General features: G+C 34.9%; 15 protein-coding genes. 8 read left to right on the top strand and 7 right to left on the bottom strand.

The genetic code is table 11. The annotated features are described in order from the left end of the window. Positions 1 to 762, top strand: a complete 762-nt coding sequence (locus FHP04_RS01030) for an SH3 domain-containing protein (protein WP_139853974.1) — start codon at positions 1 to 3, stop codon at positions 760 to 762. A 62-nt stretch (positions 763 to 824) separates the two neighbouring features. Here FHP04_RS01030 and pyk read toward each other — a convergent pair whose 3' ends face one another. From pyk to FHP04_RS01005, 5 genes are all read right to left on the bottom strand, one after another. Continuing rightward, positions 825 to 2,252 carry a pyruvate kinase gene (gene pyk, locus FHP04_RS01025; protein WP_139853973.1) on the bottom strand — a complete coding sequence of 476 codons (1,428 nt, stop codon included), beginning with the start codon at positions 2,250 to 2,252 and terminating at the stop codon, positions 825 to 827. Beyond that, positions 2,253 to 2,744: an IPExxxVDY family protein gene (locus tag FHP04_RS01020; RefSeq protein ID WP_139853972.1), complete on the bottom strand. Its 492-nt coding sequence runs from the start codon at positions 2,742 to 2,744 to the stop codon at positions 2,253 to 2,255. It lies immediately after the preceding gene. 242 nt (positions 2,745 to 2,986) lie between these two features. Continuing rightward, a complete protein-coding gene (rnc, locus tag FHP04_RS01015; protein WP_139853971.1) occupies positions 2,987 to 3,730 on the bottom strand; it encodes a ribonuclease III in 744 nt (247 codons plus the stop codon). Continuing rightward, entirely contained in the window at positions 3,731 to 4,984 is a 1,254-nt protein-coding gene (gene fabF / locus FHP04_RS01010; RefSeq protein WP_139853970.1) for a beta-ketoacyl-ACP synthase II, read from the bottom strand. A gap of 9 nt (positions 4,985 to 4,993) precedes the next feature. Next, on the bottom strand, positions 4,994 to 5,227 hold the full coding sequence (locus tag FHP04_RS01005) for an acyl carrier protein (RefSeq protein WP_014781833.1): 234 nt from the start codon (positions 5,225 to 5,227) through the stop codon (positions 4,994 to 4,996). Positions 5,228 to 5,448: 221 nt separating this feature from the next. Between FHP04_RS01005 and purN the strand changes: the two genes are divergently transcribed. After that, positions 5,449 to 6,021: a phosphoribosylglycinamide formyltransferase gene (purN, locus tag FHP04_RS01000; protein WP_139853969.1), complete on the top strand. Its 573-nt coding sequence runs from the start codon at positions 5,449 to 5,451 to the stop codon at positions 6,019 to 6,021. Further along, positions 6,014 to 6,646, top strand: a complete 633-nt coding sequence (locus tag FHP04_RS00995; RefSeq protein WP_139853968.1) for a ribonuclease H1 domain-containing protein — start codon at positions 6,014 to 6,016, stop codon at positions 6,644 to 6,646. The genes purN and FHP04_RS00995 overlap by 8 nt, the downstream gene beginning before the upstream one ends. Positions 6,647 to 6,648: 2 nt before the next feature. Here the strand turns inward: FHP04_RS00995 and FHP04_RS00990 are convergent, their stop codons facing one another. Together FHP04_RS00990 and FHP04_RS00985 are read right to left on the bottom strand one after the other, a co-directional pair. After that, positions 6,649 to 8,184, bottom strand: coding sequence for a hypothetical protein (locus FHP04_RS00990; RefSeq protein WP_139853967.1), 1,536 nt, complete (start codon positions 8,182 to 8,184; stop codon positions 6,649 to 6,651). Between the two features lie 154 nt (positions 8,185 to 8,338). Further along, the gene (locus FHP04_RS00985) at positions 8,339 to 9,094 is read right to left on the bottom strand and encodes an SDR family NAD(P)-dependent oxidoreductase (RefSeq protein ID WP_139853966.1); all 756 of its coding nucleotides are present in this window, start codon (positions 9,092 to 9,094) and stop codon (positions 8,339 to 8,341) included. Positions 9,095 to 9,234: 140 nt separating this feature from the next. Here FHP04_RS00985 and FHP04_RS00980 point away from each other — a divergent pair, with 140 nt between their 5' ends. The 5 genes from FHP04_RS00980 to FHP04_RS00960 all read left to right on the top strand — a co-directional run bounded on the left by FHP04_RS00980 (position 9,235) and on the right by FHP04_RS00960 (position 14,803). Beyond that, positions 9,235 to 10,020, top strand: coding sequence for a DUF4382 domain-containing protein (locus FHP04_RS00980; RefSeq protein WP_139853965.1), 786 nt, complete (start codon positions 9,235 to 9,237; stop codon positions 10,018 to 10,020). 153 nt (positions 10,021 to 10,173) lie between these two features. Further along, on the top strand, positions 10,174 to 11,178 hold the full coding sequence (locus FHP04_RS00975; RefSeq protein WP_139853964.1) for an AAA family ATPase: 1,005 nt from the start codon (positions 10,174 to 10,176) through the stop codon (positions 11,176 to 11,178). A gap of 85 nt (positions 11,179 to 11,263) precedes the next feature. Next, positions 11,264 to 12,127: a DUF58 domain-containing protein gene (locus tag FHP04_RS00970; protein ID WP_139853963.1), complete on the top strand. Its 864-nt coding sequence runs from the start codon at positions 11,264 to 11,266 to the stop codon at positions 12,125 to 12,127. Positions 12,128 to 12,141: 14 nt separating this feature from the next. Beyond that, positions 12,142 to 13,809 (top strand): DUF4381 domain-containing protein, encoded by a 1,668-nt coding sequence (locus FHP04_RS00965; protein WP_139853962.1) that lies wholly within the window; start codon positions 12,142 to 12,144, stop codon positions 13,807 to 13,809. Continuing rightward, complete coding sequence (locus FHP04_RS00960) at positions 13,799 to 14,803, top strand: vWA domain-containing protein (protein ID WP_139853961.1); 1,005 nt, start codon at positions 13,799 to 13,801, stop codon at positions 14,801 to 14,803. The genes FHP04_RS00965 and FHP04_RS00960 overlap by 11 nt, the downstream gene beginning before the upstream one ends.

Raw genomic sequence — 14,803 nt, 5'->3', positions numbered from 1 at the left:
ATGAAGACTGTAGCTATCTCTATTTTTTCCTTTTTAGGTTTCGCATTGTTATTTTCTTGTAAAAGTGATGTAAAAAACAACGAAGAAACTCAAACTGTCGTAACCGATTCTATTCCGATAGAAACCAATCCGGATTATATGTATGTTACTGCTGTAAGTGGGTTGACTTTACGTGAATTTCCAAATTTGCAAAGTTCAAAATTGGCTGTTATGCCTTTGGGTACAAAAGTGAAAATTGTAAAAGCCGAAGGAAAAACAACCATGAATGTTGGTGGGATAGATGGAGCAATGGATGAGGTTGAATTTAACAACAAAAAAGGGTATGCTTTTAATGGCTTTATGTCTAAGTTTTATCCTCCTGGAGAAAGTGCAGTTGCAAAAAATTATGCCGAAGAACTCAAAAAAGATTTCCCAAAAGTAATTTATTCTGAAGCTTCTGGCGGAACGGCAAGCAAGCCCACAAATACAGAGACCATAATTTTACCTACAGATAAGTGGCACGAGGGGTTTTTTAATGCACAGCAACTTTTCAATATCCCAAGGGCATTTGCCTTTCCAAATCCTAAAGGTGCAAATAGTGAAACGCAACATAACAACAATAAAAAGAAAACCGATTTTATAAGCGAATTAGTGATTTCGCGTGAAGAAAATGAGCTTAAAAAAATAGTGTATAACTACAAAACTTCTGGTTTTGGGTATTCGGTAACTATTACTAAAGAAGCAAATGGAATGAAAATCGAAAAGGTTGAATTTGCCGATTAATAAATGAATAGATAAACAAAAAATGGTCCGTGAAGACCATTTTTTGTTTGTTATAATAAATCTTATACCTGCGAAACTCGCAATGTATTCACCATTCCTTTATCCACAATGGGCATCGCCGCAAGGTTGATTAGATAGTCTCCTTTGGTTACAAATCCTTTTTCCGAAGCAATTCTGTTTACATCTTCTACGGTTTCATCTGTACTCACATATTTATCGTAATAGAACGCTTTTACGCCCCATAAAAGATTTAGTCGAGCAAGAATACGTTTATTGCTAGTAAAGGCTAAGATAAACGCTGAGGGACGCCAAGCTGAAATTTGAAAAGCAGTGTACCCACTATTTGTTAGTGTACAAATTGCTTTAGCTTCAATTTCGTTTGCCATCAATGCTGCGTGGTAACAGATGGATTTGGTAATGTAGCGATTAGTTTTTACTTGTGGCGGATTTTGTGGTACGCGTATTAAATCGGAATTTTCTACGCTTTTTAGAATTTTAGCCATTGTTTTAATAACTGCAACAGGATAATTACCTACCGAAGTCTCCCCAGAAAGCATCATCGCATCTGCACCGTCCATTACAGAGTTGGCAACATCGTTTACTTCTGCACGTGTAGGTGTTAATGATGTTATCATTGTTTCCATCATTTGAGTTGCGATAATAACAGGAATTCGTGCGCGCTTGGCAGTTAAAACCAATTCTTTTTGAATTAGTGGTACTTCTTCAGCTGGAACTTCTACTCCTAAATCACCTCGAGCAACCATCAAGCCATCGCAATAAGCTACAATTCGGTCAATATTTTTTACAGCTTCAGGCTTTTCAATTTTTGCGATGATTGGAATTTTATAATCACAATGTGCTTCAATAAGAGCTTGTAGCTCCTTTAAATCATCTGAATTTCGTACGAATGAAAGTGCAATCCAATCTACTTGTTGCTCTATTGCAAATACAGCATCAGCTTTGTCTTTTGGTGTAAGTGCTGGAAGGGAAAGCTTGGTATTTGGTAGGTTTACACCCTTTTTAGAGCGTAAAGGTCCACCTTGAATAACCTTAACTTTTACTTCATTTTTCTTATTAGTTTTTAAAACTTCAAAAATAAGTTTACCGTCGTCAAGTAGTACTCGTTCTCCAACTTGAACATCTTTAGGAAAATTGTCGTAATTCATATAGACTTTCTCCTTAGTGCCTTCAAATTCTTCACCAGTACAAAAACTAAGTTCATCTCCTGGTTGTAGGACAACCTCTTCTTTCATTACACCTACACGAAGTTTAGGTCCTTGAAGGTCACCTAAAATGGCAACATGAAGACTTAATTCGTCCGAAAGTTTACGAATTGTTGCAATATTCGATTTAACGGTATCGTAATCTGCATGCGAGAAGTTTATTCTAAAAACATCCACACCCTCCAATATCATACTTTTTATGGTCTCTTCACTATTTGTTGCAGGACCAAGTGTTGCAACTATTTTAGTTCTCTTTTGGTTTGACATTTAATCAAAAATTAAATTGTTCTTAGATTTTATTTTTTCGGTTTCTACAAAATAAGCCGAAATAATTTGTTTTATTTTATTGATTTCTGAAATTAAAGACTCAATAGGAAAACTTCCATAATCCGTTTGAATCTTTAAAAAGTAATCTACATTTTTCATTTCTGGCAATAAGTAATGAGTTGTTGCTTTTTCTGAAACTGACTCAGAAAATAAGCCTCCCGAACTTTGTAAACTCGCCTCCATCATTTTGCACTTATTTGCTACTAAATAAAAGCTATTATAATCTTTTAAATCTTCATAAGCATAAAGTGGAAATAAGATTATTTTTCCATCAGATGAAAAGTCTAAGTCTTTCTTACTTCTTTTAAACTTAGTGTTTAAAAATTGGTTTAGCAAATAGGCTAGCTTATAATCCTCTTCACTACAATGTATGGCCACTAATGAGAAAGGATCTTCCATTTCATCATCATATAAAAGTTTGTGGGTAGCCATTTTTTTGAATTTTTAGTTTAGCGGTGGGTATTGCTAAAGAAATAGATTATTAAAGTACAAAAATAAGCAAGTTACAGCTTGTTTTATTTAAATTCAATGTTATTATTTATACAGCGAGGTATTAAATTATGTATTAGTTTTTAATGTATATAAACCAATTATAGATAAATACGAAAAGTGTAGAAATAGTAAGATTAGAATAAGTAGTAGAAAGTATTTTAAACAGGAAATTGTCGACAAGTTTAATGCTTTTCGCTGTCAACTTTTATCTTAAGCTTATAGAAGGCTCTTTTGGCTGCGCGTTCTTCTGCTTTTTTCTTGGAAGTGGCCCTGGCTTTTGTAATCACTTCATTATCAAGTTTTAATCGAACGGCAAAATGTTTTAATTGATCTTTGCCATTGTCTTCATAAGTCTCAAAATAGAACTGCTTTTTATTTTTCTGACACCATTCAATAAAAAGACTTTTGTAGCTAATTACCTTTCCTTCTAGTTTTTTAATATCTACGTAAGGTTTAATAACTCTTTTTTGAATAAATTTCTCACAATACTTAAATCCTCTATCCAGGTAAATTGCACCAACTAATGCTTCAAATACATTACCGTAGATATTTCCGCTAAACTGTTGAGATGGAATTGTAGTTTTTAAGAATTTTATAAGTTGTAAATCGCGGCCTAGTTCGTTTAAATGTTCGCGACTCACCACTTTACTTCTCATTTTTGTAAGATACCCCTCATTGCCATCTGGAACTTTTTTAAAAAGGTGTGCTGCTATAACTGAACCTAGCATAGCGTCCCCTAAAAATTCAAGACGTTCATAATTTTGTGGTTGCCCGTCATCGTTTTTTTCATTTGTAGATCGATGCGTAAAGGCAGTTTCATAAATAGAAATATCTTTTGGCTTAAAGCCAAGTATTTTTTTTAGAGAATTAGAAAATTCCCCATTCTTTTCAGAGCGGGAAGAAAATATATTTTTAAAAGAAGCCATTTAGGCATCGATTTTTTTAAAGAGCACACAAGCGTTGTGCCCGCCAAAACCAAAAGTATTACTCATAGCTACGTTAATCTCGCGCTTTTGAGCTTTATTTAAAGTTAAGTTTAATGAAGGGTCTATGTTTTCATCTACTGTAGTGTGATTTATAGTAGGTGGAACAATCCCATTTTTCATAGCCAAAATAGAGGCAATGGCCTCAATAGCTCCGGCAGCACCTAATAGGTGTCCGGTCATAGACTTGGTTGAATTAATATTAATGTCTTTTGCGTGTTCACCAAAAACATTTACAATTGCTTTCAACTCAGCTACGTCTCCTAGTGGAGTAGATGTACCGTGAGTGTTTATTGTATCTACGTCATTCGGACTCAAATTAGCGTCGCGTAATGTATTTAACATCACTCGTTCTACCCCGATACCATCTGGATGTGGAGCGGTCATATGATAAGCGTCGCTACTCATACCACCTCCTACAACTTCAGCATAAATTTTTGCGCCACGCTTTTTAGCGTGTTCATACTCTTCTAAGATAAGTGCACCCGCACCTTCTCCTAAAACAAATCCGTCACGTGTAGCATCGAAAGGGCGTGAAGCCGTTTCTGGACTTTCATTACGGGTTGATAATGCATGCATTGCGTTAAATCCACCCATTCCTGCCATTGTTACTGCTGCTTCACTTCCACCGGTTACAATAACATCACAATGTCCTAATCGAATATAGTTTAGGGCATCAATTAATGCGTTTGCAGATGATGCACAGGCCGAAACAGTTGTATAGTTTGGTCCCATAAAACCGTGTTTTATAGAAATGTTTCCTGGCGCAATATCCGCAATCATTTTTGGGATAAAGAAGGGGTTGAAACGCGGCGTTCCATCCCCTTCTGCAAAGTTTATCACTTCATTTTGAAAAGTTTCTAACCCGCCAATTCCTGCTCCCCAAATAACACCAACACGGAATTTATCAACCTCATCGAGATTTAATCCAGCGTCAAGTATAGCTTCATCAGAAGATACAAGTGCATATTGGGCAAAACGATCGAGTTTTCGGGCTTCTTTCCTATCAAAATGATCTAATGCGTTGAAATTCTTCAGTTCGCAAGCGAATTTTGTTTTGAACTTTTCGGGATCAAAATACGTAATAGGGGCGCAGCCGCTTTTACCACCCGCAAGGGCGTCCCAATACTCTTCAATATTGTTGCCAATAGGGGTAAGTGCACCCAATCCTGTTACTACAACTCGCTTTAACTCCATTGAAGAATCTTATTTTGCTGCTTCTATATAGGAAATTGCTTGACCTACTGTGGCGATGTTTTCTGCTTGGTCGTCTGGAATCTGGATATCAAATTCTTTTTCAAATTCCATTATAAGCTCAACCGTATCTAGTGAGTCTGCTCCTAAGTCGTTTGTGAAGCTAGCTTCGTTAACAACTTCATTTTCGTCTACACCTAATTTGTCTACGATAATAGCTTTTACTCTTGATGCAATGTCTGACATAATTCTTGATTTTAAATTTTAATTATAAGTGGCAAAAATAAAATATTTTAATTGAAAACACCATTTAATGTTGAAAATGTGAATTTAGTAATTTTTATTCATTTCACACGAGTTCAAAATTTGGAAACCAATTTAAACATTTTTAGGCGAAGTGAAACCCTATTGCCGTACTTTTGTTATTAATTTGTAAATAATACTTCTGAAAAACTTAGGAAACTGAAATGAAGAAACGAATTGTAATTTTTGCGTCGGGTAATGGTACCAATGCCGAGAACATAATTAAATACTTTCAACGATCTCAATCTGCCGAGGTCGTTCTGGTGCTTTCAAACAAGAAGGATGCCAAAGTGTTAGATAAAGCTAAAAGCTTGAATGTACAAGCAATGAGCTTTAGTAAAAGTGAGTTATTTTCTGAAGATGGAGTATTAAATATATTAAAAGAAATCAATCCTAACTTAATAGTGTTGGCAGGTTTTCTTTTAAAGTTTCCTAAAATTATTCTAAAAGACTTTCCCGAAAAAGTAATAAATATTCACCCTGCATTACTTCCGAAATATGGAGGAAAAGGTATGTATGGCAGTTTTGTACACCAAGCAGTAATGGATAATAATGAAAAAGAAACAGGGATAACTATTCATTATGTTAACGAAAATTACGACGAAGGAGCGATAATTTCACAGCACAGTGTCACCCTTTCTGAGAATGAAACAGTAGATGCAATTGCAGAAAAAGTTCATAATTTGGAATATAAATGGTTCCCTAAAGTAATAGAAGACATCTTACTTAATGGCTAAGAAAAAGAAATATTATGTAGTTTGGTTTGGAAATCCCACTGGTATTTTTGACAGTTGGGCAAAATGCAAACGCGCAATTGATGGTATTGCAGGAGCTCAATATAAAAGTTTTGAGTCCTTTGAAGAGGCCCAGAAAGCATATAATAAAGAGTATGCAGATTATAAAGGAAAAACAACCAAGAAAACGCTTTCAAAAGAGCAGCTAAAAAAAATAGGTGAGCCTAATCTATATTCTATAGCAGTAGATGCTGCATCTAGTGGTAATCCTGGAATTATGGAATACCGTGGAGTAGATACACAAACCAAAAAACAATTATTTCATCAAGGGCCTTTTAAACAGGGGACAAATAATATTGGAGAGTTTTTAGCACTCGTACATGGTCTAGCTTTTTTAAAGAAAAACAATAGCGATCGTATTATATATAGTGACTCGCGAATTGCTATGGGTTGGGTGAAAAAGAAAAAATGTAACACTAAACTTAAGCAAACGACTAAGAATAAGGAGCTTTTCGAGCTTGTTGCTCGAGCAGAAAATTGGCTAAAAACCAATACTTACACTACTACGATAGTAAAATGGGAAACCAAAGCATGGGGTGAAATTCCAGCGGATTTTGGCCGAAAATAAGGTTATAGGTTAATTTTCAGTATCCAAATTTTATTAAAGTACTCTAAATCCTTTGTTTTTTGCCATTTGTCATACATTGGTAGTATAGACTTATTGTTAGCGATATATATATAGTACCAATTATTTGCTGGATTAATATAGGTTTTAGGTGTGTATCCTTTTTCTGCTAAATATTTTGACCAGCTTTTAGCATTGTCTAATTCTGCAAATACATTCGTAATAAGATAATAGCCAGAAACTAAACCAGGGATATTAACAGATTCGATGTTTAAAGTTCTTAATAGTAGTTCTTCTTCAGAAAGTTCTAAGGGTTCACTCTCTACTTCTTTTTCAGCCTTATTATTTAATGATGTTGCTTCTGAGTTAGCGCTGACTGTTTTAGGTGTAAAGGCTATTGTAGAATTATCATCTTGAGCTTCTCTTGTTTTTTCTTCTAAATACTCCTTGTTTATTTCAGTCTCAAAAGCTGCAAAAAACATGTAGTAGCGGTCTTTTTTTGTTTCAAACTGAAGCTTTACCTCTGTAGTGGAATTGTTTAGTAAGTTATTTTTTGGATTGGGTATTTCCATTTTTAATAAATCAAATCCTAAGGTATTTGTGCTAGCAGGATTTCTTTTTGAAGAGTTTTCGCTGCCTAAAGTAATAGAGCTGTTAAAGAAATTCTTTTTATCTCTCATCGGCGTACTTAGTGCTTCAAATCTTCTTTTCTTCTTATTGAATATTGAAACTTGATCAGACTTTATATTTCTGTCGCCTTCCATAGCAGCTAACGCTATTGTAGTTTTAAAGTCGCCTTCTTCCTTACTTTTAAAATTCTTGAAATTTATTGTTACTGCATTGTTGCTTACTTCAGAGAGTCCATTATATGTAGTAAAATATTTAGGGCTTTCATTTTCATCTTCATAAACAATATACAATAGCCATCCAGCAGATCCACCTCCTAAAATCTTGCCTTCAGTTGCTTTAATGTTTGCTGCAGTATAGGTGCCATTGCGTGAAGTTAAGTTTTGTATCGTTTGGGTAATATCGGCATAACATACATAAGGTGAGTTTTCAATAAATAGATTTGATGAATAACTATCAAAAACTACCTCTCCAACTACATCTTCATAAGTACCATTTGGAGTTTTAAACTTAATTGAATTTACAATAGTGTCTCTTTGGCCTTTTCCTACGTGAACTAATTTGTTTCGTGATTCACGTAAAGCACTCGTTTTGTATGGATATAGCCCATACCAATAAAGCTCAGCATGTGCAATTCTAGCCCCATTTTTTAGATTTGATATGTCTGCCTGACTTGAGCTAAATGTAGAAGGATCGCCGTCAACATCAATATATTTCATATTTACCTCATCGTTAGAAATTTTAATATTCATTAATGGGTTGGAGGGATGGTGTCCTAAAATATTATTTCCGATGAGAACAGAGTTTCCGTGCAGAAATATTTTCTTGTTTTCTTTAAATCGAGCACCTTCTTGTGCTGAAGTTGTAACAAATATAAAAAAGCAAATAATTGAAATAAATGAGGAGATTTTCATGCTTAGGGATTAGAGAATTTGCGTCACTTTAATAATCCTCTAAAGTATAGAATTGTTAAATAACATCCAATTTCTTAAACACAGAGTTTTGTATCTTTTTCAAGAATTAAAAATCCTTCCCCTACAGGCATGAGTTAGTCCAAAATATTTTGGCTTAATTTTTATTAATTATGGTAGATGAAGCTTGGTCTAAGCACATAACTGTTAAATCTGCAATATTAACGTGAGGTGGGCGTGTTACAGCGAACCATATAACTTCTGCAATATCCTTTGGTTTTAAAGGGGTGTATCTTCGGTAAACTTGATCAGCTTTTTCAGTATCGCCTTTAAATCGGACCTTGCTGAATTCGGTTTCTACTAATCCTGGATTTATAGCACCAACCTTAATTCCTTTTCCGTTTAAATCGATTCGCATTCCTTGGTTTATAGCGTCTACAGCGTGTTTGCTTGCGCAATAAACGTTTCCTTTAGGATAGACTTCTTTCCCTGCTGTGCTGCCAATGTTGATAATATGACCGCTTTTACGCTCAATCATATTTGGAAGAATTGATTTTGAAACGTACAATAATCCCTTCACATTAATATCTAACATTGCATCCCAATCGTCAATACTTCCTTCGTCTATAGTTTCTAATCCGTGAGCATTTCCAGCATTATTGATTAATATATCAATGTTCGAAAAGTTCTTCGGAAGTGACTTTATTTCTGAAATAACTTCTTCTTTATTGCGAACATCAAAACTCAATGAGTGAACTTCTGTCAATAAGGAAAGCTCCTTCACTAAAGATTCTAATCTGTCTTTTCTCCTTCCGCAGATAATTAATTTAAGGCCGTTTTTGGCAAATAGTTTAGCTGTTGCCATCCCAATTCCAGAAGTTGCTCCGGTTATAAAAGCTATTTTATTTTGCATTTTTCAGAATTTCTAATGTTATTATTAAGAGTTTATAGGAAGGCTAAAGTTGGTTGAAAGCAAGGTTAAAAATTCCTAAAGAGATAAAATTTTCATATTCATGTCAATATGTTTGTAAAACTAATTCTAAAAAAATAAATATGAAATCCCTTTTTAAATTAAGCTTAATAGCAATGTTATTTGCAGGGTTAGCATCTTGCAGCAACGATGATGATTCTAATCCAAATATTAATGAAGGCAATGCAAAATTGGCCTTAAGATTAACCGATGCGCCGGGTGATTACGAAGCTGTATTTGTAGATGTTGAAGAAGTGGTTATTAAATATAACGGTGCACAAGAAGATGTTGCGTTAGGCATTAATGCTGGTATTTACGACTTGTTGGAGTTAACTGCTGGTGTAAATGTGTTGTTGTATGATGATGAAGTTCCTGCTGGGAAAATTAGTCAAATTAGAATGATTTTAGGCGACGAGAATTCTATAGTGGTAAATGGAGAAGTTCATCCATTGGCAACTCCAAGCGCACAACAATCTGGATTAAAAATTCAAGTAAACGAAACTTTCGAACCAGGTGTCTTGTATGAATTTATGCTCGATTTTGATGTAGACAAGTCTATTGTATCCCAAGGAAATGGTGGCTACAGTCTAAAACCTGTAATTAGAGCATCATCGGTTGCTGAAAGTGGAGCAATTTCTGGAAAGATCTTTCCTGCAGGTAATTTAACAATGATTACTGCTGTAAACGGACCCATTGAAATTTCGACTTATGCGAATGCTCAAGGTGATTTTCTGTTAAGTGCTGTTCCTGATGGAGTTTATACTGTAACTATTCAAGCGGATTTAGCTTTAGGTCTTCCAGCTGTTGTTGTTGAAAATGTTATTGTTGAGCAAGGAGAAGTAACCAATATGGGGGTAATTAATTTATAATTCTAAATTACAGATATTTAGTATTAACAAAAAGGGGGAACTTTAAGTTTTCCTCTTTTTTAATTTAACCAATTGTTAACAGCGTTTTTAGCAATTATTGCACAATTTGCAGCAACTTTTTAAAAAGCATTCTACATTGAATCTAAATACAATATGGAAAACACAAATTCGACCTTTGACATAGGAGCGTTAAATGAAAAAATTGAGAGAGAAAGTGCCTTTGTGGACATTCTCACCATGGAAATGAACAAGGTTATCGTGGGCCAAAAGCATATGGTGGAACGCCTTATGATTGGTTTGCTAGGGCAAGGACACATCCTGCTTGAGGGGGTTCCTGGTCTTGCAAAAACACTTGCAATTAATACACTCGCAAAAGCTGTTCACGGCAGTTTTAGCCGAATTCAGTTTACGCCAGATTTGCTTCCTGCAGATGTTGTGGGAACGATGATTTACAATATGAAAGTCAACGACTTTAGTATTAAAAAAGGACCGATTTTTGCCAATTTTGTTCTTGCAGATGAAATTAACCGTGCCCCAGCTAAAGTGCAATCTGCGCTTTTGGAGGCGATGCAGGAAAAACAAGTTACAATTGGGGAGACTACTTTTAAGCTAGAAAAGCCATTTCTTGTAATGGCTACCCAAAACCCAGTTGAGCAAGAAGGTACTTATCCTTTACCTGAAGCACAAGTGGACCGTTTTATGCTGAAAACAGTTATAAAATATCCGCAAATCGCTGAAGAACAACTAATCATTCGTCAAAACTTAAAAGGTGGATTCGAGCAAGTAAATCCTGTTGCTTCTGTAGAACAAATTTTAAGAGCTCAAGCTTCTGTTCGTGAAGTTTATATGGATGAAAAGATTGAAAAATATATTCTAGACATCATATTTGCCACAAGAACTCCAGAAAATTATGGTTTATCAGATTTGAAGCCACTTATTAATTTTGGAGCATCTCCGCGTGGAAGTATCAACCTTGCTATAGCTGCCAAATGTTACGCATTTATCCGTCGTCGTGGTTATGTGATTCCAGAGGATGTGCGTGCTGTTGTACACGATGTACTTCGCCATAGAATTGGTATTACCTACGAAGCAGAGGCAGAAAACATCACTTCAGAAGACATCATCAACAAGATTGTTAATGTAATTGAGGTACCGTAAGATTTGCGAATTTAGAATGCCGATTTACGATTTTAATGCTGTATAGCAGTCGTAAATCTAAAATCGTATATCGTAAATAAAAGCAATGGATACAAAAGAACTTCTCAAAAAAGTACGAAAAATCGAGATTAAAACACGTCGCTTAAGCGATCATGTGTTTGGTGGCGAGTACCACAGTACTTTTAAAGGTCGTGGTATGACGTTTAGCGAAGTTAGAAAATACCAATTTGGAGATGATGTTCGTAATATAGATTGGAATGTTACAGCTCGTTACAATGAGCCTTTTGTAAAAGTTTTTGAAGAAGAACGAGAGCTTACCCTTATGCTAATGGTAGACATTAGCGGTTCTGAGTTTTTTGGAACTCAAGAGCAATTTAAAAATGAAATAGTGACTGAAATTGCCGCAACGCTGGCATTTTCAGCAATGCAGAATAATGATAAAATTGGGCTAATTCTTTTTTCGGATGACATTGAATTATTTATCCCACCCAAAAAAGGAAAGTCGCACGTACTAAGAATTATCCGAGAACTAATTGAATTCAAACCTAAGAGTAACAAAACTGATATTTCTAACGCATTAAAATTTTTAAGTAGCGTAATGAAAAAGAAAGCTATTGTTTTTGTGCTTTCCGATTTTATTGCAGACAATTATCGAGACACCTTGAAAATTGCAGCAAAAAAACACGATGTGACTGGAATTAGAATTTACGATAAAGCCGAAGAAAACATTCCAAATTTAGGGATGGTTCAAATGGAAGATAAAGAAACAGGAGAATTAATTTTAGTAAACACAGCCTCAAAAAGTGTCCGTAATCAATATTACAGTTATCATCGTGAGCGCGTAAATTACTTTACCGAATCTTTTACAAAAAGTGGGGCAGGAGCTTTGAGTTCTAGGGTTGATGAAAGTTATGTAAAGAAATTATTAGGCTATTTTAAAAGACGTTAGATTTTAAACTTGAGATGTTAGATTTTAGACAAAATAATAACCAGAACTACAGAAAGTTGAGCTTTCAGAGCAACCGCTATTTTCTTTTTTCGCTATTCTTTGTATTATTTTCTTTCCTCTCAAATGCTCAAGTAAGTTTTTCTGTAGATTCTACGAAAATCAAAATTGGAGAAGAAATTCTTTATACTATTAAAGTAGAAGCCGATTCTTCTGATATTGTTAGGTTTCAGGAAGAGCAAACTTTTATGCCTTTGGAGATGATAGAATCTTATAAGGCAGATACTACTTTTGAAGGAGCTAAATATCAGCTCATTAAAAAATACGGCTTAACGCAGTTTGATAGTGGTAAATACACTATTCCTCCTCAGATTGTCTTTATTAACGAAAAACCGTTTTTTACTGATTCGGTTAAAGTAGAAGTAAACGACGTAATTATTGATACTACTAAGCAGAAAATGTTCGACATTAAACCTGCAGTAGAAGTAAAAGATCCACCCTTTGATTGGCTTCAATTTTTGTACTGGTTAATTCCAATACTTCTTATTGTGGGTCTTGCAATTTATCTTTTCAGAAGAAAAAAAAGAAAAGATGCTGAACAAAAGCAATTACCTCCTTATGAAGAAGCAATTGTAGCGCTTAAACAACTTGATAATTCTCAGTTGCTCAAAGAAAATAAAAGTAAAGAATACTATAGTAATCTTACTGAAATTGTAAAACGTTATCTCGATCGTGAGGTTGATGAAGCTGCACTAGAAAGCACGAGTGATGAGCTTATCACCCGATTGATGATGCATAGAGATGCTGGTAATTTCGACTTCGATTTGGAAACTATTCGCAAGCTTGATGCAATTTTTAAACGTGCCGATTTGGTGAAATTCGCTAAAATGAACCAAGAAACCGGTCAAGCGATTGTAGATAGAAAAACAATAGAAGAGATTATTAATGAAACTCATGAGGCTGTTCCGGAGCCAACAGAAGAAGAGTTGTTAGAAACTCAAGAATATCTTGAAAAACTGGAGAAGAAACGCAAGCGCAGAAAGTTAATACTTGGAATTTCAGGAGTACTTGTAGCCCTCATTTTAGCAGGTGTTGTTTATGGAAGTATAACAGGTTTTGACAATCTAAAAGATAAAGTTTTTGGTAACGAACTAAGGGAGCTCTCTGAAAATAGATGGATAAAAAGTGAATACGGATTTCCAGCTGTAATTATTGAAACGCCTGAAGTGCTTGTGCGTGTAGAAGCACAAGATGCAAATGCTGAAAATAGTATGATAAGTGGAAAAGATTATTTCATTTACGGTGAAATGAAATCTCCATTACATATTATGGTTTCAACAACACGTTTTAGTCAGAAACAAGATATTGCTTTAGAAAATGCTTTGGAAGCTGTTCTTCAAGACTTAGAGCAACGAGGTGCTAAAAACTTAATCGTAAAACGAGACGACTTTGAAACTGATAAAGGAATAAAAGGGGTAAGAGCCTATGGTGAATTCAATGTTCAAGTTTCAGATTCGAAAGTGTTAAAAGAGAAAAGCACATACGAATTATTGCTTTTTGCTCAGCAAAATGGCCTGCAAGAAGTGTTGTTAGTATATCAAGACGATGGCAAATATGCCGAAGAAATTAAAGAAAGAATTATAGCTTCAATTGAGCTAGAAATTTCAGAGAAAGATGGGCAGTAATTTCGAATTTGTAAATCCGCAGTTTTTCTGGTTGTTTTTAATACTTCCAGTGCTTGTGCTATGGTATTTATGGAAGCGAAAACAACAAACAGCCTCTCTAAAAATATCATCTGTACAAGGTTTTAAAACAGGAAGAAACTGGTTGGCAAAATTAAAACCTTTGCTATTTGTATTACGTCTTTTAGCGCTTTCAGCAATAATTGTTGCTTTAGCACGCCCAAGAACAGTAGATGAAACCACAAAAACCAAAACAACACGTGGGATTGATATTGTAATGGCAATAGACGTTTCGGCAAGTATGTTGGCAAGAGATTTAAAGCCCAATAGATTGGAAGCGTTAAAAACTGTTGCCGCTAGATTTATTAATGGTCGTCCAAATGATAGAATTGGTTTGGTGGAATATGCGGGAGAGAGCTTTACAAGAACCCCAATTACAAGTGATAAAACTATTGTTCTATCTTCTTTAAAAAATGTAACCTATAACACGACTATTGAAGGAGGAACTGCAATTGGGTCGGGATTGGCAACAGCGGTAAATAGACTAAAGGATAGTCGTGCCAAGAGTAAAGTAATTATTTTGCTTACAGATGGTGTAAACAACTCAGGGTTTATCGATCCAAAAATTGCAAGTGAATTGGCAGTTGAATTTGGGATAAAAGTTTATACCATTGGATTGGGAAGTAATGGTATGGCGATGTCTCCTATTGCAATTCGTCCAGACGGTGGGTTTCAATACGGGAACGTTAAGGTGGAAATCGATGAAGCTTTAATGAAGGATATAGCCAATAAAACAGGCGGACAATATTTCCGTGCGACAAATAACACCAAGTTAGAGCAGATTTACGAAGAGATTAATAAACTAGAAAAAACCGATATTGAAGAATTCAAATTCACAAACTACGACGAAATGTTCCGTCCATTTGTGATTTTCGCATTAATTCTATTAGGGCTTGAGTTTTTGTTGCGAACAACAATATTTAAAGGATTTTTATAA

Source organism: Aequorivita sinensis (genome assembly GCF_006346335.1).
Classification (GTDB): Bacteria; Bacteroidota; Bacteroidia; order Flavobacteriales; family Flavobacteriaceae; genus Aequorivita; species Aequorivita sinensis.
Note: the sequence above shows the minus strand (reverse complement) of the source record. Positions and strands in the feature narration are given on the sequence as shown.